The 24,218-nt window shown below is 66.2% G+C and carries 21 protein-coding genes; 13 read left to right on the plus strand and 8 right to left on the minus strand.

Annotated features, from left to right (window positions below; genetic code table 11):
- Nucleotides 1-115 precede the first annotated feature (115 nt).
- The 3 genes from AB0H75_RS37225 (at nucleotide 116) to AB0H75_RS37235 (ending at nucleotide 2,710) form a co-directional block, all read left to right on the plus strand.
- Nucleotides 116-415, plus strand: coding sequence for a transposase (locus tag AB0H75_RS37225; RefSeq protein ID WP_367804359.1), 300 nt, complete (start codon nucleotides 116-118; stop codon nucleotides 413-415).
- Entirely contained in the window at nucleotides 412-1,284 is an 873-nt protein-coding gene (locus tag AB0H75_RS37230; protein ID WP_367804360.1) for an IS3 family transposase, read from the plus strand. The genes AB0H75_RS37225 and AB0H75_RS37230 overlap by 4 nt, the downstream gene beginning before the upstream one ends.
- 73 nt (nucleotides 1,285-1,357) lie before the next feature.
- Nucleotides 1,358-2,710, plus strand: coding sequence for a hypothetical protein (locus AB0H75_RS37235; protein WP_367804361.1), 1,353 nt, complete (start codon nucleotides 1,358-1,360; stop codon nucleotides 2,708-2,710).
- Between the two features lie 175 nt (nucleotides 2,711-2,885).
- On the opposite strand, the gene AB0H75_RS37240 is transcribed toward AB0H75_RS37235, so the two are convergent.
- The 3 genes from AB0H75_RS37240 to AB0H75_RS37250 form a co-directional block, all read right to left on the minus strand.
- A complete protein-coding gene (locus AB0H75_RS37240) occupies nucleotides 2,886-4,577 on the minus strand; it encodes an exonuclease domain-containing protein (protein ID WP_367804362.1) in 1,692 nt (563 codons plus the stop codon).
- A gap of 1,069 nt (nucleotides 4,578-5,646) precedes the next feature.
- Nucleotides 5,647-6,231, minus strand: a complete 585-nt coding sequence (locus tag AB0H75_RS37245; RefSeq protein WP_367804363.1) for a HEPN domain-containing protein — start codon at nucleotides 6,229-6,231, stop codon at nucleotides 5,647-5,649.
- Nucleotides 6,232-6,356: 125 nt separating this feature from the next.
- Nucleotides 6,357-7,595, minus strand: a complete 1,239-nt coding sequence (locus AB0H75_RS37250; protein WP_367804364.1) for a DUF262 domain-containing protein — start codon at nucleotides 7,593-7,595, stop codon at nucleotides 6,357-6,359.
- A gap of 559 nt (nucleotides 7,596-8,154) precedes the next feature.
- Here AB0H75_RS37250 and AB0H75_RS37255 point away from each other — a divergent pair.
- Nucleotides 8,155-9,960 (plus strand): IS481 family transposase, encoded by a 1,806-nt coding sequence (locus tag AB0H75_RS37255; RefSeq protein WP_367804517.1) that lies wholly within the window; start codon nucleotides 8,155-8,157, stop codon nucleotides 9,958-9,960.
- A gap of 140 nt (nucleotides 9,961-10,100) precedes the next feature.
- On the opposite strand, the gene AB0H75_RS37260 is transcribed toward AB0H75_RS37255, so the two are convergent.
- The 3 genes from AB0H75_RS37260 to AB0H75_RS37270 form a co-directional block, all read right to left on the minus strand.
- Nucleotides 10,101-10,574, minus strand: a complete 474-nt coding sequence (locus tag AB0H75_RS37260; RefSeq protein ID WP_367804365.1) for an NUDIX domain-containing protein — start codon at nucleotides 10,572-10,574, stop codon at nucleotides 10,101-10,103.
- A gap of 11 nt (nucleotides 10,575-10,585) precedes the next feature.
- A complete protein-coding gene (locus tag AB0H75_RS37265; RefSeq protein WP_367804366.1) occupies nucleotides 10,586-10,891 on the minus strand; it encodes a winged helix-turn-helix domain-containing protein in 306 nt (101 codons plus the stop codon).
- Between the two features lie 1,593 nt (nucleotides 10,892-12,484).
- Nucleotides 12,485-12,868, minus strand: a complete 384-nt coding sequence (locus AB0H75_RS37270) for a GntR family transcriptional regulator (protein ID WP_367804367.1) — start codon at nucleotides 12,866-12,868, stop codon at nucleotides 12,485-12,487.
- A 143-nt stretch (nucleotides 12,869-13,011) separates the two neighbouring features.
- Between AB0H75_RS37270 and AB0H75_RS37275 the strand changes: the two genes are divergently transcribed.
- The 9 genes from AB0H75_RS37275 to AB0H75_RS37315 all read left to right on the plus strand — a co-directional run bounded on the left by AB0H75_RS37275 (nucleotide 13,012) and on the right by AB0H75_RS37315 (nucleotide 19,090).
- Nucleotides 13,012-13,344 carry a hypothetical protein gene (locus AB0H75_RS37275; protein ID WP_367804368.1) on the plus strand — a complete coding sequence of 111 codons (333 nt, stop codon included), beginning with the start codon at nucleotides 13,012-13,014 and terminating at the stop codon, nucleotides 13,342-13,344.
- On the plus strand, nucleotides 13,337-14,707 hold the full coding sequence (locus AB0H75_RS37280; protein ID WP_367804369.1) for an FtsK/SpoIIIE domain-containing protein: 1,371 nt from the start codon (nucleotides 13,337-13,339) through the stop codon (nucleotides 14,705-14,707). The genes AB0H75_RS37275 and AB0H75_RS37280 overlap by 8 nt, the downstream gene beginning before the upstream one ends.
- A 4-nt stretch (nucleotides 14,708-14,711) precedes the next feature.
- Nucleotides 14,712-15,410 (plus strand): DUF2637 domain-containing protein, encoded by a 699-nt coding sequence (locus AB0H75_RS37285; RefSeq protein WP_367804370.1) that lies wholly within the window; start codon nucleotides 14,712-14,714, stop codon nucleotides 15,408-15,410.
- A gap of 13 nt (nucleotides 15,411-15,423) precedes the next feature.
- A complete protein-coding gene (locus AB0H75_RS37290; protein ID WP_367804371.1) occupies nucleotides 15,424-15,759 on the plus strand; it encodes a hypothetical protein in 336 nt (111 codons plus the stop codon).
- A 12-nt stretch (nucleotides 15,760-15,771) separates the two neighbouring features.
- Nucleotides 15,772-15,933, plus strand: coding sequence for a hypothetical protein (locus AB0H75_RS37295; RefSeq protein WP_367804372.1), 162 nt, complete (start codon nucleotides 15,772-15,774; stop codon nucleotides 15,931-15,933).
- A gap of 2 nt (nucleotides 15,934-15,935) precedes the next feature.
- Nucleotides 15,936-16,088 (plus strand): hypothetical protein, encoded by a 153-nt coding sequence (locus AB0H75_RS37300; RefSeq protein WP_367804373.1) that lies wholly within the window; start codon nucleotides 15,936-15,938, stop codon nucleotides 16,086-16,088.
- Nucleotides 16,089-16,209: 121 nt separating this feature from the next.
- Complete coding sequence (locus AB0H75_RS37305) at nucleotides 16,210-17,541, plus strand: replication initiator (protein ID WP_367804374.1); 1,332 nt, start codon at nucleotides 16,210-16,212, stop codon at nucleotides 17,539-17,541.
- Nucleotides 17,538-17,729, plus strand: a complete 192-nt coding sequence (locus AB0H75_RS37310) for a helix-turn-helix transcriptional regulator (RefSeq protein ID WP_367804375.1) — start codon at nucleotides 17,538-17,540, stop codon at nucleotides 17,727-17,729. Before AB0H75_RS37305 ends, AB0H75_RS37310 begins: the two co-directional genes overlap by 4 nt.
- Nucleotides 17,726-19,090 carry a tyrosine-type recombinase/integrase gene (locus AB0H75_RS37315; protein WP_367804376.1) on the plus strand — a complete coding sequence of 455 codons (1,365 nt, stop codon included), beginning with the start codon at nucleotides 17,726-17,728 and terminating at the stop codon, nucleotides 19,088-19,090. Before AB0H75_RS37310 ends, AB0H75_RS37315 begins: the two co-directional genes overlap by 4 nt.
- 785 nt (nucleotides 19,091-19,875) lie before the next feature.
- On the opposite strand, the gene AB0H75_RS37320 is transcribed toward AB0H75_RS37315, so the two are convergent.
- On the minus strand, nucleotides 19,876-20,658 hold the full coding sequence (locus AB0H75_RS37320; RefSeq protein ID WP_367804377.1) for a carbohydrate kinase family protein: 783 nt from the start codon (nucleotides 20,656-20,658) through the stop codon (nucleotides 19,876-19,878).
- Complete coding sequence (locus AB0H75_RS37325) at nucleotides 20,651-24,088, minus strand: ADP-ribosylglycohydrolase family protein (protein ID WP_367804378.1); 3,438 nt, start codon at nucleotides 24,086-24,088, stop codon at nucleotides 20,651-20,653. The genes AB0H75_RS37320 and AB0H75_RS37325 overlap by 8 nt, the downstream gene beginning before the upstream one ends.
- Nucleotides 24,089-24,218 lie beyond the last annotated feature (130 nt).

Below are 24,218 nucleotides of genomic sequence, written 5' to 3' on the forward strand. Positions count from 1 at the left end.
AACACCTCACGCCCTTGCGACAGTGGGGCCGATAGATATGGTGTGGGCTTGATCCGGTTTGACGGACATCCGAGATCAGGGGCTGGTCCCCGGAAGGATGTCCATGATGGAGAGCATGGGGAAGAAGAAGCCGCGTCCTCGCCGCTCGTTCACGCCGGAGTTCAAAGCCGAGATCGTTGAGCTGTGTCAGCGCGGTGACCGCTCGGTCGGGCAGGTGGCCAAGGACTTCGACCTGACCGAGACCGCGGTGCGTCAGTGGATCCGTCAGGCCGAGGTCGACGCCGGGCAGCGGGACGGGCTGACCAGCAGCGAGCGTCAGGAGCTGGAGGCGTTGCGCCGGGAGAACCGGCGGCTGCGTGAGGATGTCGACGTGCTCAAGCGGGCGACGGCTTTCTTCGTGAGGGAGACCCGGTGAGCGTGGATCCGTTCATCGAGGCGGAGAAGCAGGGCGGCCACAGCGTCAAGCGGGCGTGTGAGCTGCTGGGAGTCTCCCGTTCCGCCTTCTATGCCCGCCGCAGTGGCGTGCCCGGGCCCCGCGCGATGCGCGACGGGGAGCTGGCCGAGCGCATCGCCGAGGTGCACGCGCGCTCACGAGGCGGTTATGGCGCGCTGCGCGTGCATGCGCAGTTGCAGCGCGATGGGCAGCGGTGCGGGAGGCGGCGGGTGGCCCGGTTGATGCGCGCGCTGGGCCTGGCCGGACGATATCGGCGCCGCCGGCGGCAGACCACTGTCGTCGACCCGAACGCCGGCAGCCGGCCGGATCTCATTGGCCGTGACTTCACACCCGATGCGGCCGCCGTCGATACCCGCTGGTGCGGCGACATCACGTACGTGCCGACGCAGGAGGGCTGGCTGTTTCTGGCCACCGTCATCGACATCGCCTCCCGCCGGGTGGTGGGCTGGGCGACGGCCGATCACCTGCGCACCGATTTGGTCGCCGAGTCCCTGCGCCAGGCATGTGCACGCCGCCACCCCGTAGGGCCGGTGATCTTTCACTCGGACAAGGGCTGCCAGTACACCAGCACCGCCTACGCCGCCCTGGCCGAACGGCTCGGGGTGCGGCTGTCGGTCGGACGCACCGGCCAATGCTGGGACAACGCTCTGGCCGAGTCGTTCTTCGCGACCATCAAGGGCGAGCTCCTCGACACCCAGCCCTGGCCCACCCGCGCTGCTGCCCGCAGCGCGATCTTCGAGTTCATCGAGGGCTGGTACAACCTGCACCGCTTGCACAGCAGCCTGGGTTACCGTAGCCCTGCCGACTACGAGGCTGCCGCAGCAGCCTGAACACCACAACGATGGTGTCCGTCAAAGCGGAACAAGCTCAGTGCGAGATCAACTGCTAGAGAGGCGGAACAGGATGCCTGCATGGGTATTGGTGTGTAACTCGGCGAAGTTTGATCTTCTGGGCATGCGAAGAGATGGCAAGAAGCCTCAGGACTGGACGATCGGCCGGTACCGCGGCGAGATCTCTCCAGGAGACCCCTTCGCGCTGTGGCTGACAGGCTCCTCCGGAGGGATCGCCGCCATCGGAGAGATCGCAGGCGCCACATACGAAGCAAACGACTCGGCTGATGCTGACTACTGGGCTGATCCCCCCACTGGACAGCGATGGGTCGTTCCCATTCTCATCACGACCTGGGTAGAGCCTGTTCTGCCGCGCGATACGGTCAGGGGCGACAGTCTGCTAGCCGGCGCTACGCTGCTCACCCAACCGTTTGCCTCCAACCCGCATCGCCTATCTGAGACTCAGTGGCACCGTCTCGTGACCTTGGTGACCCAATCCAGACAGCCTCTCGCAATGCAGGACTCAGGCGGATGGCAGCTGGAGCCAGGCCAAAAGATCCGGCGCGTTCAGCTGCACGAACGCTATGGGGGGAGCGGACAAGGTGGCATCTCACCCTCTCGCAGCACCCCCAACATCCTCATCTTCACGGACCCTAGCTCTGGCCATGAGCACGGGTACTACGACGAGTGGGCTGAGGACGGCACCTTCCACTACACGGGAGAGGGACAGACTGGCGACCAGAGCTTCACCCGCGGAAACAAGGCCATTCGCGACCATGCCCAGGACGGGCGCGCTCTACGACTGTTCGAAGGGTCACGAGGAGAGGTTCGCTATGTGGGTGAGTTCGTACTTGATCCGACCACACCATGGTCGTATGGACGAGCTCCCGAAACAGGCGGCGGCCCTGAACGTCAGGTCATCCGCTTCCACATGCTGCGCACCGGCGCTCCAGTCTTGCGCCCGGAAGTGCCTGTAGGCGTTGGGTACCGCGAAGCAGATGAAGATGTCGTGCCCGTGCCCACTACGCCGGCGCCCAACACTGAGCTCAACGGCCGTAACCTTCGCGCACACCGACGACTGCAGAACTTACTTGCGTCCGAACTACGGGCTCGTGGCATAGAGCCACTATCCCCGGGGCCAGCTGATCCCGATTTCGACCTTGCTTGGCGCTCCGACGCCGACTGCCTCACGGTGTGCGAGATCAAGTCGCTGACACGCGCCAATGAGATCAACCAGCTAAGGCTAGGCCTTGGTCAGGTCCTCGACTATGTCGACCAACTAGGACACCGCGCCGAAAGGGTTCTGGGGATCCTGTGGATCGAGCGGGAACCATCCGACGATCGCTGGGTCGCACTGTGCCAGAGGGCCGGTATACGCCTCGCGTGGCCGGGCTTGGAGCAAGAGGTCACACGCCTGAAGAAGTGAGGTGCACTTCGTTCCCGCTGCAGAATGATCCCGAGTCGCGGATGAACCCGTCGGGGATTGGCAGAGGCCCTTCCCTCTACTAGGAGGAGTACTGAAGGTAGGCGACCTCGCTAAGGGTACGCGTTCGGCAGCAAACTGGTGCAGTTGCCGCGGCTCCCTTTGTGTCCTGCCTTGGTCAGGCAAGGAGCTGTCGAACCGCCTCAGTGAGCACGGCGGCCCCACTTGCCAGCACAACCAAAGCACCAGCACAGCCACTGGTTCGCTTGGAAGCGGCCCGATGTGGCTGTCGAGCAGAAGCCGAGCTATGAGGCTGGAGCGTGACGCGAGTGGTGTGATCGGTACGCCGGGATTCGTCCCAGTCTAGGTAGCGATCGACGAACAGAGCTCGATATTCGGCCGTGCTGAGCTCTCGGGGTCGCCAAGCCTCATGCCACTCCGGGCGCTGCCTCAACGCCTGTTGACGTTGCTCTGCGCTTAGCTGCTCGGCCAGCTCCTGACCACGCGCGTTAGCGAACAGGCCAGCGTGGGCCGTCTCGACTTCCTTCTCAAGGAGCTGCATCGCTTCGCCGGACGAGAGGATCGTTATCCCGGCGGCTGTCGCCTTCTGGAGGCGAGGGTCGTCACCAGCAGGCGAGTCAGCTACCACTAGGCGTACGGTCTTGATCACGTTCGCCGCCACAGTGGCGCCGTGAGTAGAGGCGAAGTCCATGACCTCCGCAACTCCTGGGGCGTCTCCTACCGGAAGCAGTCGCCAACCTTTGAGCGGTCCGTTTCTGCGTGCGCGATCGGCTGCAGCGGCCTGCTCGAGGTCTCCGATCAAATGCGTCGCCGCTAGCTCCCGGGCGGCGCGCTGAAGTTCCTTTAGTTCGGCGGTGGTGACAACACCATCGGCTTCTGCCTTCGCCCGGACGTTCGCCAGGAAGCTTTCATGGACCTGACGAGCAGTCAGCTGCGTGAGACCGGCACGAGCAGCTAGAAGGGCCAGTTGCTGAGCCTCTTCTCCGACGATGCGGCCATCGGCAAGAGCGTGCCCCAGCATCGCCTGGTAGTCGGTGACACCCTGGGGCTGAGGTGCAGGTGGTTGTGCCATCAGTGGAAGCCGGGCTGTGAGTGAGGCCAGCCAACCTTCTGTTCCTTTACGCAGGCCCGCAGCGCGTGGAGCCATCACTCCGGTGCGAGGATATGGCGGTAATGCCACCGGCGTCGGTCCTCTCCAGGACAGGCGCTGCGGAGCTTGGGTGATGACCTTGGCGAGCATGTTGGCCAGTGTGCGGGCGTCGCCCAATGCAGAATGAGATGCGGCGGGCCACTCACCGGTGATCAGGTTGGCGACATCGTCGAGGCGATAGCCGTACCGATCCAGTTGGGTTCTCGTCATGACGAGCGTGCACAGGCCAGGGATGTCGCGCAGGTTGATGCCTAGCCGCCCAAATTCTGCGGTGAGGAACCTGTCCTCGTAGTCGAGGTTATGGCTGACTACGATTGCGTTGCTTAGATATGCGAGTACGTCGCCGGCGATCTGCTGGAAGGTTGGGGCACCCTTGACGACGGCGTTCGTGATGCCGTGATATTCGTCGTTGATGATGCGTATCCCCGGGTCGACGAGGGTGGAGTACTCGTCGAGGACGACGCCGTCGCCGCGCATGCGTACGATCCCGATCTCGCAGACGCGTGATCCCTTGTTCGGGTAGAGACCGGTGGTTTCGAGGTCGATCGAGGCGAACGCGAGGTTCCGCGGATCGATTCCTTGGTTCCGTGTGAGTTGCCCATGAACGAACATGACGGAACCTCCAGAGAATCGCCCTGCGAGCGAGCAGAATGACATCTCTTGCCAGATGACGCAATGCATCTTGCGGAATTGCAGCAAGCTCGTTGTTCTGACGCAGGGGCAAAGCGGCTAAAACCCGGACACTATGTGGCCCTGTGTCGGTCCTCTGCAGCCAAGGCGCTTGGCTCCGACGGCGCGGCTACCGAAGACCGCCGCGTCACTCCCGGCGTGGTCCACAGCGCGTGGAAGATCTATTAGACCTGGCGGTAGCACACTAGGGGAGGGCCTCCCGCCATTTCATCATTTGAACGGTCCGTAATATGAGTCTAACATCGCATCATGGAGACTAGACCTTTCACCGACGAAGCGCGCAAGGTCCGGTCTAAAGGCTACTCGTACAAGGACATGGCCGCTGGAAGCCGCGGGGCACGCTCGTCAGCCTGGTGGCATGCCTTGATCAAGGAGAAGGCCTGCCAACCTCCAGCGCCCCAGGCTGTTCCCCAGATCGCCGAATTGTTCGGGCTGCCCAACGAGGAAGTAGCAGCGATGATCGCGTTCGAATGGTACGGGGTTCGACCGCACTCCGGTCACAGCACCAGAGCAGACGCACTAGCATGTTTTTGATCAAATGCCATCAGAGGCGCAAGAAGTGGTCAGGCTGACAGTCGGTGTACTGTTCGGGCTAGCAGCGCAGGCCAACAAGATCAGCTAACGATCAATCCAACGCCAGATAAACCGCTCGGAGCGTACTCCATATGGCTACAGTGACGCTGTCAGCGTTGCTTTCATCACTCCATCCTCGGATCGATCTCCGCTCCGAGGCTTCTTTACTGGTCGAATATTATGGTCAGGGGGCACCGCCGGCCTTCCGCTTTTCAGGCGAAGCAATGGCCCTGCTCGGCTGATGGAGGCCATGCTCAGGCGCGTGCGGACGGTGGTGTGGGTGTGTCGGCGCGGCTCCTTCATGACGCGTCCGACGGTTACCTCGCTACGTCTAACCGCTTGGCAAAGGGCCGTCTCGGAAGGTAGCCCGGCATGAGGTCACCTCACTCAAGCTGGTTACCTCCACGGCCTGTCGGTCCGCGAAGGTGGCACAAGGTCAGATGGCATCTCCGAGCCGGCGGCAGACAAACTCTAGGACGTCTCCCTACCCTTTGGAGTATCGACATCAGTTCAATGGCCAGATTATGGTTCTACTTACCGCATGAACGAGACGATCTAGGCTCGGAAGTAGTGCCAAAACGGCATCTACTGCAATCACTTCGTCCGAAGGTGACGGTAGGCGTCGAATTCTCGGCGCATTCCTAGACTTCCCCTGGTATCTTCGCCTTATCTCGCGACGGCTCAAGTGAGCAGCGTCTCCACGCTCATTGCCGAAGGTCTTCAAGGCGTCGAATAGAGTGGGATCGATATCTCCTTGATCGATGCCTAAGTACCCGACTAGACGAACTAGGTTCTCCGGTTTAATACCGTTGTTGTTTGCGACTATGGATCTTTCGAACCAGTCGCATGTTTCGTCAAGTATGTCTGGCATCAAGGTGGCGATGGTGGCTCCGTCCAGTAGCCGTGTCGTCCTGAGTTTGGACTCCTTCTTCAGAAATAAGTGTGATTGATAGTGAGAGATTGCGGCTGCGGCACTTGCTTGGATGGTACCCCGATTTTTATAAAGGTTCTGGCCGCTTCGCAGTGAGCAAAGCGCTACTTCCTCAAAATAGCGTTCCACCTCTGCATGCATGAGCACCCGATATCCCATCGCACGATCTGACTCCACGTCCGTGGGCGGCGCACCCCATGACTTCGAAGGCCCCAAAAGATGATGGCGCAAGGCGCTTTCGCGTGCTCGTAACCGCTTTAGGCGTCTGGATATACTTGCCACTATCACAATCCAAAGCGGCTGCGTATGCCCGTTAGACCAACCTCACGCTCCAGGGCGCTCTCTATCCAAATTTGCATACGCCCCTGTGTGGCGATAATCGATTTTGTGGTCGAAGTTATATGCTCTTTAAACGGTTCGGATATGCTGAGTTGTTTCAGAACCTCTTCCAGCCGTCCGGCCGGTGCGTCGAGGCAAGCATTTCTGATATCCTCATATCTCAGTGTGAGAGTGAGTACTTCGAATAGAGGGGCGTTGAATCGCCCGATAAAGCGCTTACCGTCATATCGAAAGAAGACGTTGTCGCCGAAGATGTCGAATGCCGCCTCGATGGCTACATCGAGCTCGGCCGCCAGATTCTCGTATTCCCCATGAACGGTGGACCAGCGCCTGGTCGCATATCTCGCCTCTTCGTCCAGAAAGACGCGAAGGTTTCCGTTATAGCTATCGAATCTTCTCGCCAACGCGAAAAACCTGAGCACCATCTCAGCGTCACGCATTCGGAAGTCCGGCTTCTTTAGCCTCCTTGCTCTTTGCACTTGCTGAGACTCTGCCGAGATCCTGTCGAGCCACTCCATAAAATCGCCATGCATTAGTGCTCGGCGAAGTTCCTGTGGTGAGAGACTGACGCTGTTCTGGTTCAGCCTGTGGAATATTGTATGGAGGACCGACTCATCTGCATAATTTTGTACCACGACGGTTCGAATCGGCTGGACAAGAAGGCTGTCCCAGTAGCCGGATAGATCGTCATCCTCTCTGATTTTTCTGAGAGTTTTCCCATTTAGCGATTTCAGAATCTCCATTCCAGAGAATCGTCGACGACTAATCTCCTTTTCCAGCTCAAGTGCAAATTTCAGAGCGAGTAGACGCTGCTTTCCGTCTAGGACGATGAACTTTCCCTTGGCCCCTTTTTTTGTAGCGAGAACCAGTTGCGGCACCGGAATGGCAAGCATTAGGGATTCAAGAAATCGCCAGTTCTTTGCTTGGTTCCATACAGGCCTGCGTTGATATGGTGGTGAAACGTCAATAAAGCCTCTTTCGAGACGTTCCATTACGCTGCTAACGGACCAGTCCAGCGTATACGTGCTGATGTCCTCAAAAATGGACGCGCCATTTTGATATATTTCGGGGCCTTCTTCGTCTTCTATTTCGTCTTCGACTCCATCTTCAAGATCAGTTTCCTCTTCGACGTTAAGTTCATCACTCTCTGTCTCAAATTGATCAGATGACATCTGCTTCTTCATCCTCGTATCTCTCAGATTGCGTGCCGGCCCACGTGCGACAAGTTCGCTCGCTGGCCAGAGGTACATGGAACCTACGCTGGAGGCTATCGAGTTTGTGGGGAGCAGCCAAGGGGATCTAAGGGGCACCAAGCGGCAAGTCGCGAGTTTCCGGGGACTTAAACGGCATGGGACGACGGTGACCGATGGCAAGCGGACCCGGAGCGCAGGGCCGCTAGGCCCGAGCACCGGAAGCCGCGCGGCAGCCGATCGCCCCGACTACATCTGATGAGAACCGAAGTGAGCGATCGTTACGGCCTTAAGTGGCGCCTTCCCCGTCCTTGGGGCGCGCGGGCGGCGGCGGCCGGGACCGGCCGAAGAGCCGCAGCCCGGCCGGCTGGCCGACCGGCCCGCCTTGATAGACGTAGAGAAAAGTCTCATCCAGTCGAGCGATCATGCGCTTGTGCTGTCCCGGGACATGCTTGACGGATGAGTCCCAGGACATGGGCGACAGGTGCTGTTTTCGGCCAGTCTGGCGTGCGTCGTTGCGGCGTCGTGCGTCAGGAGGCCGGGATTGGCCCTGGTGGATATGTCCGTGGTGGAGCAGCGGTATCGGGCTGTGCTGGCGGTGCTGGCCGGCGGTCCGGTGACCGAGGTCGCCCGCGAGGTCGGGGTAGCGCGGCAGACGTTGTCGGGCTGGGTGTCGCGTTATCGGGAGTCGGGGCTGGGCGCTCTGGTGGATCGCTCGCGGCGGCCGCATTCGTCTCCGTCGCAGATGGCGGCGGAGGTGGAGGTGCTGGTGTGTGAGTTGCGGCGCCGGCATCCGTGGTGGGGTCCGGTCCGGCTGGCGCACGAGGCCGGCCGCCGGGGTGTGGATCCGCCGCCGTCTCGGATGGGGGTGTATCGGGCGCTGGTGCGTCATGGGCTGATCGAGCCCGGTGCGGGGCGGCGTAAGCGGGTCTATCGGCGCTGGCAGCGGGAGGCGCCGATGGAGTTATGGCAGCTGGACATCATCGGCGGGGTGTTCCTGGCCGATGGGCGTGAGGTGAAGGTGGTCACCGGCGTCGATGACCATTCGCGGTTTTGTGTGATCGCCAAGGCGGTGGTGCGGGCCACCGGCCGGGCCGTGTGCCTGGCCTTCACCGAGGCGCTGCGGGCGTTCGGGGCGCCGGGTGAGGTGCTAACGGACAACGGCAAGCAGTTCACCGCGCGGTTCGGCCATGGCGGGGAGGTGTTGTTCGACCGGATCTGCCGGGACAACGCCATCGTGCACCGGCTGACTCAGCCACGCTCGCCGACCACGACGGGCAAGGTGGAGCGCTTCCACCAGACGATGCGCCGCGAGCTGCTGGAGGACGCCGGCCCGTTCGAGGACCTGGCCGCCTTCCAGGCAGCACTCGATGCGTGGGTGGAGCATTACAACACCGCCCGGCCGCATCAGAGCCTGGACATGGCGGTTCCCGCCGACCGGTTCACGCCGGTGGATGCCGCGGAGCGGGAGCTGCTGCCGCTGCGCCTGCCGGCGATCCTGACCGCCGCGCCGGATCCGGCTCCTGCTGCCGACGCCGCTGCTGCCACGCCCAAGCGAAAGAGCAGCGACGAGGACATGCCCGTGGCCGGGCAGCCGGCGGCTCCAGCGGTGTCGTGGCCGGGTGGGCCGGTCGAGTTCGAGCGGGTGGTGCCGGCCAGCGGCAACCTGGGGGTGGCGGGCAAGCAGTTCTGGCTGGGTCCGGCCCGCGCCGGTCAGGTGATCACGTTCTGGGCGGACGTGAACGTGATCCATCTGCTGGTGGGCGGGGTGCGGTTGAAGAGCCTGCGCTCGCATCTGTCGACCAGCGATCTGGTCCGGCTGTTCGCCGAGGGTGGCCGGTCGGCGGGGCCGTCGCCGCTGCCGCAGGCGGAAAACGATGCGGTGGTGGAGGTGGAGCGGACGGTGACCAAGTCTGGCATGGTCAGCCTGGCCGGCCGGTATCTGCTGGCGGCGGAGATCCTGGGCGGGCGCCGGGTCACCATCCGGATCGAGGAGAACACGCTGATGTTCCTCGACGCTGAGTCCCGGCAGCTGCTGCGGGTCCGGCCGAACCCGCTGATCTGGGCCAAGTGCCTGCAGTTGCGCGGCGCTCGGCCGGCCGGGCCGCCGCCGGTGCCGGAGCGGTCGCCGGTGACGGTGCAGCGCCGCGCGAACACCTTCGGTGTGATCATGGTGACCCGGCAGAGGGTCTCCCTCGGCCGGTTGTATGTCGGCCGGGTGGTCACCGTGCACGTCAGCGACACCACGCTGACCATCGATCTGGACGAGGGGCCGCGCACGGTGCATCGCACCACCGATCTGCCGGTCCGCAACGTCAAAGCTCATCGGCCGTACAACAAGGTCGGCCATGTTTCCTAGATCACCTGTCGCTCATGTCGTGGGACAGAAACGTCAGGCATCTCATGGGACTAGACACGAGCGATCATGCGCGCGACCTGGGCTTTTGCCTGAACCGTCGTGTCTGTGGTCACGGTTGATGCTTGGCTCTGCTGCTCCAGTCAGCCGATGTGCGGGCCGTTCCCGCGGAGATAGTGTCCGATCCTCAGTCGCATGGAGCGGTGCATCCCGTAGTCGTTGAGTTCATGCTGCGGCACCCAGCGCACCTCACGGGATTCCGTGCTGGGCGTCAGCTGTCCGCCTGTGGCTCGGGCCGTGAGGACGAGGGAGAACTCCTGGCGGACCTCGTCGTTGCTCGTGTAGTGGATGACGTGGCGGGGGTCGCTGTAGGTGCCTACCAAGCCGGTGATCTCGCAGGTGACTCCGGTCTCTTCGAAGGTCTCCCTGATGGCGGCCTGAGGGATGGACTCGCCGAGGTCGATCGCGCCGCCCGGCAGGGCCCAGTTGTCGTTGTCAGAGCGGCGGATCAGCAGCAGTTCGCCGGCCTCGTTTGTGACGACGACATTCACCGAGGGAACCAAGCTGTTCGCGGCCGGCGCGCTTGGGTCGTCGTAGTAGTCGATCCGTCGGCTCACGTCTGGGGAGCTTACTCGGCCGACGCCTTGTCCTTGAGACCGTTGGCTGGGGCGCTCGCCTCGGGGCCGGCGTTGACGAAGCTGCCGAGGTTGGGGACGGTGTAGATCTTGCCCGCCGCTCTGAGGCGCTGCATCGCCTTACGTATGGTGGGGCGGGAGACTCCGAACTCTTCCATGAGCTTGACCTCGGAGATCTTGTACTTCGGTCCCCACTCGGCCGAGTCGATTCGGGCGGTGAGAACTTCGAGGATCTGTTCCCAGCGGGAGCGGTCCTCGTCGAACTCCCAGGTCCGCGTGTGCTCGACATATCTGGCCACCTTCTGAGAATAGGAGGGCGTTTCGCGGCCCTTCACTCCAGATCGTGGCGTTTCATGAAACTCCATGGAGTAGACAGGGGCTTACAGGATTGCTAGCGTCGAGGCGTGGCGTTGGTGGGCGAGGGCCTGAAGCCCCTCCGGGTGGGGCTTCGTATGTGCACACGGACGCGAGAGCCCGTGATCGCATGCAGGCGCGGCTGACGTCCGTTGCTCGCTCACCAACGCCTGATCGCCGCATCGGTCCGGCCCGGCGTTACCGGGCACGGACTGGTGCTCGTACCGGACGAAGGGCAGTGATTCCCATGGCTGCGTCGGACGAGTTTCACAGCCTGCACCCACGACCGCCCCGACCTGATGCGCTGCCCGTCAGATGGACGCGCAGTCGGAAGCGCGCGGAACGGGTCCGCGTGCGTGCTCACTCCTGTGAATGCCTGCTTCTGGTCTTCGAGCAGTGCGTAGCCGCGGGACAGGGATTCGTTCGACGGTATGACCGCTCGGTGTCCCCGCCGGTCGTGGCCGAGAGCCCATGGGTGAGAGTCGGCGAGGCCGAGACCCTCTGGCGGCAGATCATGAACGGCGAGGCGAGATGACGCCGTACGGCGGCAAGCCAAGCAGCCGTAGGTGTCGCGGTACTGGCTGCCGCCCGTAGACGCACGCGCTGCTGAGCATGATGAATGCGACACGGATCACATTTGCCTGGTGAGGCGGCGGTGCTTTATAGCGATGAGCGGCTTTTGTCATGTGAGAACGCTGGAGGGGAATGCCGCAATTATTCCAGCCTGAGGCGATATTGACGAAGCCCCTTACTTGCTTTAGGTGCGGGCTTGGACGGCTGAGCTGCGAAACTCGGGAACGCGGTGCGTAGCTGGTCCGTTACTCTCGCAAGTCCACAAGTTCCATACAGGAGTTGCGATTGGCCCTACAAGGCACTACCCCCTCCGACTCTGCAGCCCTGGCTCCGTGCTTTGGGCTGAAAGTTCACGGTCACTCAGCGACGACGCCGTGCACGCCCTCGACGCCCGTTCGGGTGAGCCGAGGCGGCTCCAAGGTCGCCCGATAATGTCTCCCTCGCCACGGGTCGAGACAGCTGAGGTTCCGCCGGCAGGGCCGGCGCCGCTGTCGATCGCTGGGCCCGCTCTACTGGGTGCAAGGTCAGGGACAACGCGAGACAGCGCCGTCCGGTTGGCGCACTGCGTCGTCCTCTGCAGGGACGCCGGGCCGTCGTCGCGGCGGTGTACGCAGGGCGAAGCCGGCGTGGAAGCGCCGCGCTCGCGAGTGCCCACCAATGTGAAGGGGCGGGCCATGGGCCGCTCGGACTGCTGAGCATGCATGGCGGCCGTGGCGGCTGCCGGTCTTCACTCGCCCGGCGGGACGCGGCCCGAGTCGGCTGTGTCCCGCTGAACGCAAGAACCGTGGGCCTTTCGCGCACATTGGTTCCCCACCGTCAAGGTAACCCGGGGGCGCTTCGGCGTTCTGCCTGACCGAATGGGGTAGTACTCATGGCTCTCAAGGACATCGAACGGCAGGTTCTCCTGCGCGAACTGGCGAAGATCTCGCTCGACCTGGTCGAACTCCAGCGGCGCGTAGGCGTGATCAGCGCTCGGCTTGATCTGGCCGGGTCCGAGCGTCCAGCTCGTCCAGCCTGATCGTCAGCTTCTCCATGTGCCGGCGGATCTCGGCGAGCTGCTCGGAGATGATGCGGAACTCCTCGCTGTGCTCGCCAGGGGCGGGCTCGGCGATCTCGTCGTCGGGGGTCCGGCTGACGAAGCTGCCGGCTCCCTGGCGGGTCTCGATCAGGCCCTCGTCGCGGAGGACGGCCAGGGCGTTGCCGATGGTCATCATGGCCACGCCGTACCGGTCCGCCAGCTCGCGGGCCACCGGGAGGCGTTCCCCCACTGCGTACCGGCCTGATGCGATGTCGCGGCGTATGTCCTCGGCAATCCGCAGGTACGGCCGGCGCCGGTCAGTGGTTGCCATACCTCCACATTAGCGGTTCTAGATGCCTAGGTCTCTGGGCAACCGATAAGCAATCTCGATCCGAGTCAGCTATCTTGGTTTACAAAACTAGATATCTAGGTATCTTGATAAGCAGTACATCGCCTCGAAGGAGACCAGCTCTCATGCGAACCATCCCGATTCCCGTCGACACCACCAAGCTCGTGATCACCTGCGTGAAGGCGCCCAAGCCGCGCCTGCTCAACAAGGACACCGGCGAGATCAAGACCGACAAGAACGGCAACACCGTTTACGAGGTCACCGTCTCCGTCGAGGACGAGTACGGCCGGATCGAACTCGTCAAGATCGGCACCTCGGGGGAGCCCCCGATCGCCGCCGGTCAGCAGGTCAACCCGGCCGGCCTGGTCGGCTACGTCTGGGAGATCGCCGGCCGGTGGGGCATCTCCTACCGCGCCGCCGCGCTCCTGCCAGTGGACACGGAGCCGCTCCGTGCCTGACACCACGCTCCTGGTGCTCGGAGTCCTGGCCGCTTCGGCGGCCGGGCTCTGGGCCTGGCGCCGCCTCCACTACCGCTCCTTCTGGCTCCTCATCGGTTTCCCGCTGACCGCGATCAGCGTGAGGGCGACCTGGCGCAAGGTGGCTCTCGGCTGCAACCTGACCAAGAAGCGGCAGCGCTTCTGGTTCACCACCGTCCCGGGGCTGGTCGCCTCGACCGGTGTCGTACGGGTCAGGCGCAGGTTCCAGCGCGTCGCCGTCGACACCAGGCCGTTCATGTGGCTGCCCAAGCCCACCCGCTACGGCTGGCGGGTCACCCTGCACACCCTTGAGGGACAGATCCCCGCCGACTACGCCGACGCCGCCGAACGGCTCGCCCACTCCTGGGGCGTGCACGCGGTTCGCGTCTCGTCGCCTCGTCCCGGGCGGGTGGTCCTGTCCGCCACCGTGCGCGATCCGCTTGTCCGGGTCGAGACCCTCCCGACCTCGCCGGGGCTGCTCAAGGTCGTCGTGGGACGACTGGAGACCGGCGGTCCGTGGATCATCGACTTCAGGACCGTCCCGCACTGGCTCAACGCCGGGGCGACGCAGTCGGGCAAGTCCAACCTGGCCAACGCCCTGGTCCAGGGGCTCGCTCCGCAACCGGTCGCCCTGGTCGGCTTCGACCTCAAGGGCGGCGTGGAGTTCACCCCGTACAGCCCGCGGCTCTCAGCGCTGGGGACCACGCGAGGCGAGTGCGTCGCCGTCCTGGACGACCTCGTCAACCTGATGACCAACCGCATGGCCGCCTGCCGCGCGGCCGGCGCCCGCAACATCTGGCAGCTGCCGGACGAGCAGCGGCCGACGCCGATCGTCGTCCTCGTCGACGAGCTGGCCGAGTTGTACCTGATGGCCGACAAGAGCGAGAAGGACGAGATCGCCAGGACCTCGACCGCGCTGCTCAGGGTCGCGCAGCTCGGGCGGGCGTTCGGCATCTACCTGTTCTGCTGCGGCCAGCGGATCGGCTCCGACCTCGGCCCCGGCGTCACCGCGCTCCGCGCCCAGTGCTCCGGACGGATCTGCCACCGCGTCAACGATCCCGAGACCGCCACCATGACCCTCGGCGACCTCGACCCGGCCGCCCTCGCCTCGGCGCGCGCCATCCCTGCCGAGACACCCGGCGTCGCCATCGTCGCCTCACAGGATGGCCAGTGGTATCGCGCCCGCTCCTTCTATGTCAACGAGCAAGCCGCCGAGTACGCCGCCGCCACCTACGCCGACCGGACCCCGGTCTGGGCTGATCTAGTCGCCGGGCACGCCGGGCCCATGACCGACGCCGACCTTGCCGAGTTCCTCGACTCGATCCCGGACCCTCGGAAGGCCTGACCCGATGCGACGCCTCGCCCGCTGGCTGCTCGACACCGGCCCTGTCCTCGTCCTGGCCCTCATCGCCGGAGCCGGGTCCTTCACCCACATCCGCGACACCGCCCGCGAACACGGACAGTCCGGCTGGATGGCCTGGGCCGTCGCCATCTGCATCGATCTGACCTGCGTCATGGCCGCCCGGGAGCGCCAGCGCGACAAGAAGACCGGCCGCCGGCGGCGCGGCCTGATCTCGTGGCCCGTGCTCGTCCTGGCCGGCGGGGTCGTCCTGTCCCTGGCCGCGAATCTGCAACAAGCCGACTCGACCGTCTGGGGTTGGATCACCGCCGCCACCCCGGCCGCCGCCTTCCTCGTCGCGGTCTCCATGCTCGAACGCCGGACGTCCGGCCCTCGTCCCGACACCTGCGAGGACGTTCCGGAGCCGTCCCCGGCCGACATGCCCGTGACCCGTCCTCGTCCTGACGAACCCGTAGCCGTTCCGGCGGCCGATCGCCCGGCCCTCGCCCCTGCCCACGATGGTCAGAACGAGCGACCAGGCCCGTCCCCGGACCTCGTCGGTTACGCCCGCCGCGTGGCCGACGAGCACCAGGCCAAGCACGGCGAGCCGATCACCCGCGATGCCCTCCGCAACCGCCTCGGCGTATCGGACCAGCTCGCCGCCGACCTCCTCCACACCCTGCTGACCGCCACCACGGAAACGAACTGAAAGGTCATCAATCATGCGGAACAACGACCGAGACGCCGTGATCGCCGGACTCGTCGCCCTGGCCGGCCTCTTCAAGGCCAACCCCCAGGTGCCGGTGCCCCTGGCCTCCGTCATTATCCGGGCCTTCGCCGCCAACGGCACCGACGACGAGATGCGCGCCGAGGTGGATCGGGTGGCCGCCCTGCTCGGTACGGCACTCGACTCCCACCACCTGCCCTACGACCACTACCTGACCGCCATCGAGTTCGGGCCGGTCCGCTACGAGTTCATCGCGATCCTCGCCGCCGCCCGCGCCCGTCACGCCGCCGCGGACAGCTACCGCGACTCCGTCCAGATCGACAACCTCTAGGAGGTCCACACCATGCGCATCCGCCTCGAAGGCAACCGCGCGGAGATCACTCTCGGCATGATCCACCTGCGGCGGCTCTTCACCATCACGTCCATGTCGCGGGCCTTCCCCGACCGGCACCACCCGCGGCACTACCGGATCTACCTCAAGATCACACCGCGTAGGAGCCGCTGACCATGAGGATCGGAAGGGCCGCAGGGCTCGAACTCCTCGGCGTCGCGCCGTTCGCCCACGGCCGCTGCTGCACCTGCAACGGCACGGGCCTCGACGGGGACGGCGACACCTGCCGCGACTGCGACGGCACCGGAATCGACAACCACGGCGCGTAGCCGAGACCCCCTCACCTGGCCACACAACCGCCAAGTTCCGCGCCAGGTGAGGGGCCATCCACTCCAGATCTCCTCCGGACAGGACGGATCCATCTTGCACCACCCACACGCCATAGCCGGGATGATCGCCCGACTTCACGACCCCGAATACGACCGCTGGGCCTGCCAGATCAAGCGCGCCGGCGGTTGCCGTCAACCCATCCACCTGCGCGGCAAGGTCGAGCACTACGACCAGGCCACCGGCCGTCTCCTGCACCGCTACAGCACCCTGCGCGAGCCGAACGGCGTCCTGCGGGTGGCTTGCAAGACCCGCCGCGCCTCCCGCTGCCCGGCCTGCGCCGAGGTCTACCGGGCGGACACGTACCAGCTCATCCGGGCCGGCCTGGTCGGCGGCAAGGGCGTGCCGGAGACGGTCAGCGCGCATCCGTGCCTGTTCGTCACCCTGACCGCGCCGTCCTTCGGAGCCGTCCACGCGCGGCGGGAGAAGGGCGGCAAGGTCCTGCCCTGCCACGCGCGCCGCGACGCCGAGGTCTGCCCGCACGGGTGGACGATGTCCTGCACGGTCCGGCACCGCGCCGACGATCCCTGCGTGGGCGAGCCGCTCTGCCCGGACTGCTATGACTACGCCGGCTCGGTCTTGTTCAACGCGATCAGTCCCGAGCTGTGGCGGCGTTTCACGCTCGCCCTGCGCCGCAGGTTCGCCCGGCTCAACGGGCTGACCGTCAAGGCGCTGCGCGAGCACGTCAGCATCGCGTTCGCCAAGGTCGCCGAGTACCAGCGTCGCGGCGTCGTGCACTTCCACGCCGTCATCCGCCTCGACGGCCCGGACGGGCCCGGCTCACCGCCGCCCGCCTGGGCGAGGGCAGACGCTCTTGAAGAGGCCGTCCGCCACGCGGCAGCCGTCGTGACGGCGGAGGTCAAGCCGCTGGGCCGGACCTTCCGCTGGGGCACGCAGCTCGACGTCCGCCGTATCACCCTGGACGGCGATCTCACCGAACAGGCCGTGGCCGCCTACATCGCCAAGTACGCGACCAAGGCCGCCGAATGCGTCGGAACCCTGGACCGCCGCATCCAACCTCTCGACGATCTGGAGGCCCTTCCCGTCCGTGATCACGCTCGCCGCCTGATCGCCGCCTGCATGCGCCTGGGACGCGAGCCCGGGTTGGCCGACCTCCGGCTCATCCACTGGGCTCACATGCTGGGCTTCCGAGGTCACTTCTCCACCAAGAGCCGCCGCTACTCCACCACCCTGGGCGCTCTGCGGGCCACCCGCGAGGAGCATCGGCGTACCGAAGAGATCGCCACCGGGCGCCTGCCGCTCTTCGACGAGGACACCGTCCTGGTCGTCGCGCACTGGCAGTACGCCGGACAGGGGCTGTCCCTCGGAGAACAGCTCCTCGCCGCGGCGCTGACCGGCGTCCCCCTCCCGAGTGCCGGCGGTGGCCCTCGATGACCAGGAACGACCGGCTGATGACCGTTCCGGAGGTCTGCGCCGAACTGGGCGGAGTCTCCCGCCGCACCTTCTACCGCTGGCGGGAGCTGGGCCGGGCGCCGGCGTGCGTCCAGCTTCCCAACCTCGAACTCCGTGTCTGGCGGAGCGACCTCATGACCTGGCTCGACGCGCGGCGGGAGGGCAAGTGAAGACCACGTACGACGTGAAGCTCGGCCAGGTGCAGCAGCGCACCGACCGCGCCACCAACGCGTTCGTCGCCCGCTGGCGGGTGGCCGGCAAACAGAAGTCCAAGAGCTTCCGTACGAAGGGACTGGCCAACGCGTTCCTGTCGGACCTGCGGCAGGCGGCGAAGGCGGGGGAGGAGTTCGACGTCGCCACCGGCCTTCCGGTCTCGATGGTGGCGGCTGAGCAGGCGGGACCGTCGTTCCTGGAGTTCGCGCAGGCTTACGTCGTGCGGCGGTGGAACTCCTCGGCGGCCCGGACCCGCGAGACGGACGCGTACGCGCTCCTCACGCTGATCCCCGCCCTGGTCGCGGACGCTCCTCGCCGCCCTACCGCCGAGGAACTGCGTGAGGTGCTGCGGATTCACGCTCTCCTGCCGGAGGGCAGGCGCGCTGCGCTGAACTCGTCGCAAGCCGCGGTGTTGCGCTGGCTGGAGGGAGCGTCGCTGCCTTTGTCAGCGCTGGGGGAGGCGGACGTGCTGCGCACGGCGCTCGACGCCATCTCGGCCACGTTCGCAGGCGCTCCGGCAGGGGCGAACACCGTGCGTCGCAAGCGTGCTGTCCTGCATCACCTTCTGGAGCACGCGGTCGAGCAGAAGGTGTTCGCCAGCAACCCGCTGGACGGCATCAAGTGGGCGGTGCCGAAGGCGGTCACGTCCGTCGATCCCCGTACCGTCGTCAATCCCGCCCAGGCCCGGCTGCTCCTGGACGCGGTGCCCAAGGTCGGACGCAAGCGAGGTCCGCGGCTCAAAGCGCTGTTCGCCTGCATGTACTACGCGGCGCTCCGGCCGGAGGAGGCGGCCGACCTGCGGCTGCGGAACTGCACGCTGCCTGAGGACGGATGGGGGCTGATCGTCCTGGAGAAGGCCCGGCCGCAGGGCACGAAGCGATGGACCAACTCCGGCGAGACCCACGAGTCACGCAGCCTCAAGCACCGCGCCGACAAGGAGACCCGAGAGATCCCGATCCCGCCGGTCCTGGTCGAGCTGCTGCGGGAGCACATCGCCACGTACGGCAGCGCCGAGGACGGTCGCGTCTTCCGTACGAGCACCGGCGGCACCTACTCCAGCTCGGCGCACTCCTACGTCTGGCAGGAGGCACGGAGGCTCGCCCTCACCCCGGAACAGGTCGCCTCGTCGCTCGCCGCCCGCCCGTACGACCTGCGCCACGCGGCCGTCTCGCTCTGGCTCAACGCGGGCGTCCCGGCCGTCGAGGTCGCCAAGCGCGCCGGTCACAGCGTCGATGTCCTCCTGCGGGTCTACGCCAAGTGCATGGACGGGCAGCAGGACCAGATCAACGGCAAGATCAACGACGCTTTGGACGGCTGATCCCGTTCTCGGCGGGTTTGGCCCCGGCCCGGCCGGGGCCTTGCCCTTCGACACCCGCGTCATTCCCGCCAGAGCCCGCCACGTTGCGCCACCCTGACAGGCACGGGCAGCGAGAGGAGGACCATGAACAGCGATCAGAACCTCTCCGAAGAGCCGCGCCGAGTGGGGCGCCCGCCGTACGGTCTGCCGATGCGGGACCGGCGCCGATCCGTCGCCGCGCTCGACTCGTTCGGCTGGAGACGGTACGCCACCCCGATCCCGCCCGCTCCTCGTGGCCGGCGTCTTCGACTGCCGCGGTTTCTGATCATCGCTGGGTTGCTGGGATGCATCAGCGCCGGCGTCTGGTCGCTCTCGTGGCAGGCCGACAGCTCCTCACCTCGAACGACGCCCGCCGCGATGCCGACGCCCCAGGCTGAGGGGCCCGTCACGCTGCCCTCGCCGTCCGCGTCCCCGACCTCCTCGCCGCCCAGCCGGACGCCACGAACGCCGCCGGCCTCGGCGAAGCCCAAGCAGCGGCCCAAGGTCGCGGACAACGACAGGAAGCGCCGGCGACGAGCAACTCCGGCTGCGCCGCACCCGCGCCCGCGCCCGATCCCGCCTCCCGCGAGCAGTCATGTCGAACGCAAGGAACCGGTGCCTCGTCCCAAGCGTGCGGAGAAACGCCGGCACGTTCATCGTGAGCCGCGGAACATCTCACCGTACGTCGATTGGTGCGAGGAACTGTTCCCGCCGTCCCGCCCTGATCAGCGGATCCGTAACCAGGCGTGCCACCTGCTCTTGGGCGGCTAAGGACCCGTGTTCGGCATGGACGACTTCGTCTGCACCGTGCTCGCGGCCCAGGTGAGACCCAGTTTCACGCCTTCCGCGAGGATTCTTCCCTGGGCTAGTTCCCAGAGGAAGCCGGCGGCGAAGGCGTCGCCGGCTCCCGTGACGTCCACCGCTTTCGCGGGGATGGCCGGATAGTGGTCGCGCTGGCCTGGTGAGTGAACGGTGACGCCTCCGGCGCCTTCGGTCACGATGGCGGTGGTGTCCTCGGGGATCGTGGAGAAGTCGTTGCGGGACCCGATCAGGTAGCGCATGGCGGGGGTCGTGCCCGGGGGAACGCTGATGACGAGGGCTCCCGCGGCGGCCATCGTCTGGGCCGGGACGGTGAACGGGGCATGCCAGGCGGCGAAGTAGACGATGTCTCCGGGGGCGACGGCCTCTACGGGGATCGTGATGGTGTGCAGCAGGTCGGGGTGGATGCCGATGATGGTGCGTTCGCCGTCGGGTTCGATGAGCAGGATCACTGAGGACGTGTGTCCTGGCAGGACCTGGACATGATCGACATTGACCCCGGCTGCGGTGAGCGTCGTGGTCATGTCGCGGCCGGCGGCGTCGTCGGCGACGTAGCCCACCATGTGGACGCGGCCCCCGGCCTGGCTCAGCGCGACGGCGACGTTGGCACCGGTGCCGCCGGGGCGTTCGATGCTCTCGCCGGCCTGGGCGAAGTGACCGCTCGGTGGGATGTGATCGACGTAGAGGGCCAGGTCCCAGGCGATGGGGCCGATGATCCAGAAGTCAGCCATACGCCGCCTGCCGCATGGCGCGCAGCCCTTCGGCGAGGGTGTCCAGCTCCGGCGGGAGCGCGACTTGCGGTGCCCAGGGGATGTCCGCCGTGTCCTGGCGGCAGTTCAGGATGCCTCCGACGATCGCAGCCACGGTGTCAGTGTCCCCGCCGAGACCGACCGCGTACCGCATGGCTTCAACCGGTTCGTCGTGAAGATGTAGTACGTGGAGGATCGCACCCAAGGTGTCCATGACGTCCAGCGACACCCCGTCTGGGCTGGGAACCCAGCCTGTGGGGACGGGGATCGCGAAATGATCCAGCTCCTCGCGGGCTACGGCGATGAGATCTTCGGCGGGGCAACCTTCCAGAGCCCACGAACCCATGGCCGCCACGGCGCAGGCGGTGGCGATGGCACGCGGGTCGGCGTGGGTGGTTCTCGTCATGCGTACGGCCAGCTCGCGGCGACGGTCGGCTTCCGTGGCGGGCACGGCCCAGCCGATGGGGAGCACACGCATCATGGCGCCGTTGGTCGCTCCGCCCTCGGCTGCCGGCGCTCCGGTGGCCGCGAAGCGCTCCACCGCTCCGCGCGTGGTGGGGCCGGCGCCGCGCATGGTCGGCAGGGCTGCTGCCAGAGCTTGGAGGAAGGCCACCTCTGAGCCGCCCGTGTCGATGAGGTTCCGGGCGAGCAGGATGAGTTGTTCGGTGTCGTCGGACGTGCTGCCGAGCGGCCAGTCTCCTCGGGCGGGGAGTGTATCGGTGAGGTGGATGTCCTGGGGCGGTTTGCCCTCCCAGGGAACGCCGAGGGCATCTCCGCAGCAGAAGCCGGTGAGCCCGTTGAGGACGCGCCGCGCGGGCGGGATCGCCTGGTCCGGGAAGAGCTGGGTGAGAACGCCGAAGCCGCCCCAAGCGATGGCGCGGCGTCCGCGGTCGGCGTACTGGACGCGTTCGCGGCCCCGCGGGGCGAGGCGGGCCAGGGAGAGACAGGCGGAGGCCACGTCGTAAGGGGTGCCGTGGTGCTCGAACTCCCGCAACGCCTGAACGGTCAGCTCCCAAGCACCCGCGTGGTCGCCGTCGGCGCGGCGGACGTCGGCTTCGCTGTGGGTGACCTTCGCCGCGAGCAGGCCGTCGCCGAGGTCGCGAGCCATGCGGCCGGCTTCGGCGAGGGTTCGCGCGGCTTCCCGCATCCGGTTGAGGCCGCATCGGGCCTTGCCGAGGCCGTGCAGGGACTGGGCGATGCCGCGGGCGTCCTCCGATGCCTTGCGGATGGCGAGGGCCTCGGTCTGGCTGTTGAGCGCGGTCTCCCAGGCGCCGGTGGCCTCGGCGACGAGCGCCGCGTCCTGCAGCAGGCCGGCGTACAGGGCCTGGTCGCGCTGGTGGGCGGGGCGGGCGGCGACGTCCTGGAGAGCTTGGCTGATGAGGGCGTCCGCTCGTTCGACGTTGCCGGAGAAGTATTCGATCTCCCCCAGGAGCTTGAGCCACGGTGCCTGGTCGGAGGAGGTGTTCATGCCCTCGGTGGCGTTCTTGCGGCCGGCCGCGAATCGCCCTCGGTACAGCTCGATCTCGGCCAGCCGGAACAGGAAGCCCTCGCGGGCGTCCTCGCCAGTGAGGGCCAGGGCCGCGTGTGCCAGGTGTTCGGCGTGGTCGAAGTCGCCCCGGCAGAAGGCGACCTCCGCGCGTACCAGGACGGCGTGTGCGGAACTGAAGGGAAGCCCGTCGATCAGGGCTTCGGCCTGGGCCCAGTTGCCGAGGCCGAGATGGGCGCGGGCCACCCGGTACAGGCAGCGGCCTTTGTCCTCGTCGCGGTCGATGCGCAGGTCACTGAGCAAGTTGGCCAGGGCCCGGCAGCGGTCGAAGCGGCCGGTGGCGAGGCTGCGGTCCATGAGCGCGACCCAGGCCGCCACTCCTTGGCCGGAGTCGAGATGGCTCAGGTGGTAGGCGGCCTCCAACTCGGCGGTGAACTCCTGGCGTGCCCCGTAGTATCTCGCCAGCACCTCGTGAGCCTTGCGCACCTCGTCCGGGCGGACGCGCTGCAGCGACCGCCGCAGGATGGAGTGCATGGTGTACGCGCCGGCGCCGCTGGCCGTGCCGCCTCGTAGCGGCGAGATGAAGGAGAAGGCCGTCAGCTTGCCGAAGGCGCTGCGGTCGCACGGGAAGTCGAGCGCTTGGCCGAGGTGGTGGAAGGTCTCGGCGGTGAAGGCGCGGCAGGCGCTGGCGGCCAGGATGCCGTACTCGGCTTCGGCCGGCGTCCATTGGAGCAGCCGGCGGGCCAGGTCGCGTTCCTTGTCGATCAGCGTCGCGAAGTCGCCGGGGTCGAGGCGGGGGCCGGCGACCAGCGCCACGTCCGCGCACAGGCCGAGGAAGTAGGGGTGCACCTCGTCCGGGGCGGTGGAGGCGTAGGCGACGAGCGTCGTCCGTATGGCGGGGTCGGCGACGCCGGCGAGGGTGAGGTACTGCGTCGCGTCGGCGGTGGTGAGGGGGCCGACCAGGCGGTGGTCGATGTACTGGTCGGGGATGGGGAAGACGGGCGCGGACGACCACGGCGGGCGGGTGCGGCCTGCCACGATGGCGACGATCCCGGCGCGTAGGTCGAGATGACCGAGCAGGCAGCGTAGCCACTCGTCGCGCATCAGCTTGTCGGCGTGGATGAGGCTGTCGGTATCGCCGATGGCCTCGCCGAAGAACGCCTCGTGGGTGTCGAAGAGCAGCACGATCCGGGCCTGGTCCGCAGCGGCGTCGTTGAGGTCTTTGGCGAACAACCGCGGCAGCTCATGCAGGAGGTCCGGCTCGGGGACCAGGGTCAGGATGTGCTCGGCGTCCTCGGGGGAGAGGCGGCGACGCATGCGCCGGCGGGTGAAGGTCCCGTCCATGCGCGCGTTGAGCAGTTGCAGGAGCTGGTGCCCGACGCGCAGGATCGGCAGCGTCAGGATGGCGTCGGCGATGTCGAGCGCGATGTCCACCTCAGTACGGGGGAACAGCTCGGGGATGCGGTGGGCGACGTCGAAGCCCAGTTTGTGCAGGTATGTGATGGCGGCGAAGTCGAAGCGCGGGGTGGTGATGCGGTAGTGGGCGAGCTGGCGCTTGAGCATGAACAGCGCGGAGAACGCCTCCTGCGGCCGGTTCTCGCCCGCCGGCCGGGCGCCGAAGTCGATCCTGGCCACCGGCACCTGGCGGCCGTGCTCGGCCAGGCGGTCGAGCAGTTCGGTGTCGGGGGTGTCGCGGAGGTCCGCCCAGCGGTCTGTGCGAAGGCAGGAGCGTTTCTCCAGGTGGCGGAGGAGCAGCGACTTGCCGTTGCCGCCGAGGCCGTGAAGGTAGAGGATCCGCTCCGGGGGTGGGTCGTCGTTGATGAGGGTGACGACGTGGCGGGTCAGCTCGAAGCGGTTGGCGAACAGGTCGAGCGAGCGGTCGTGCGCGACGATTGAACGGGCTGTGCCTTCTTGGAAGATCGGCATGGTCAGCCCTGTGCGTATGTGGGTAGCAATGTGGTGTCCCGTCCCGGGTAGACGAGTGAATCAACAGCGTTGCATGAATCAGGACCTTCCTTGCTCGTCCGATCCGTGTCGCTGCTCCGATTGGTTCTAC

The sequence above is a fragment of the Nonomuraea sp. NPDC050783 genome, from assembly GCF_040802095.1.
Classification (GTDB): domain Bacteria; phylum Actinomycetota; class Actinomycetes; order Streptosporangiales; family Streptosporangiaceae; genus Nonomuraea.

Bases quoted from the DNA above. Each gene is read 5' to 3' on its own strand.
- AB0H75_RS37225 (WP_367804359.1), top strand. From the start codon at position 116: ATGGGGAAGAAGAAGCCGCGTCCTCGCCGCTCGTTCACGCCGGAGTTC.
- AB0H75_RS37235 (WP_367804361.1), top strand. From the start codon at position 1,358: ATGCCTGCATGGGTATTGGTGTGTAACTCGGCGAAGTTTGATCTTCTG.
- AB0H75_RS37245 (WP_367804363.1), bottom strand. From the start codon at position 6,231: ATGGGATATCGGGTGCTCATGCATGCAGAGGTGGAACGCTATTTTGAG.
- AB0H75_RS37250 (WP_367804364.1), bottom strand. From the start codon at position 7,595: ATGAAGAAGCAGATGTCATCTGATCAATTTGAGACAGAGAGTGATGAA.
- AB0H75_RS37270 (WP_367804367.1), bottom strand. From the start codon at position 12,868: ATGGCAACCACTGACCGGCGCCGGCCGTACCTGCGGATTGCCGAGGAC.
- AB0H75_RS37275 (WP_367804368.1), top strand. From the start codon at position 13,012: ATGCGAACCATCCCGATTCCCGTCGACACCACCAAGCTCGTGATCACC.
- AB0H75_RS37285 (WP_367804370.1), top strand. From the start codon at position 14,712: ATGCGACGCCTCGCCCGCTGGCTGCTCGACACCGGCCCTGTCCTCGTC.
- AB0H75_RS37290 (WP_367804371.1), top strand. From the start codon at position 15,424: ATGCGGAACAACGACCGAGACGCCGTGATCGCCGGACTCGTCGCCCTG.
- AB0H75_RS37295 (WP_367804372.1), top strand. From the start codon at position 15,772: ATGCGCATCCGCCTCGAAGGCAACCGCGCGGAGATCACTCTCGGCATG.
- AB0H75_RS37300 (WP_367804373.1), top strand. From the start codon at position 15,936: ATGAGGATCGGAAGGGCCGCAGGGCTCGAACTCCTCGGCGTCGCGCCG.
- AB0H75_RS37305 (WP_367804374.1), top strand. From the start codon at position 16,210: ATGATCGCCCGACTTCACGACCCCGAATACGACCGCTGGGCCTGCCAG.
- AB0H75_RS37310 (WP_367804375.1), top strand. From the start codon at position 17,538: ATGACCAGGAACGACCGGCTGATGACCGTTCCGGAGGTCTGCGCCGAA.
- AB0H75_RS37320 (WP_367804377.1), bottom strand. From the start codon at position 20,658: ATGGCTGACTTCTGGATCATCGGCCCCATCGCCTGGGACCTGGCCCTC.
- AB0H75_RS37325 (WP_367804378.1), bottom strand. From the start codon at position 24,088: ATGCCGATCTTCCAAGAAGGCACAGCCCGTTCAATCGTCGCGCACGAC.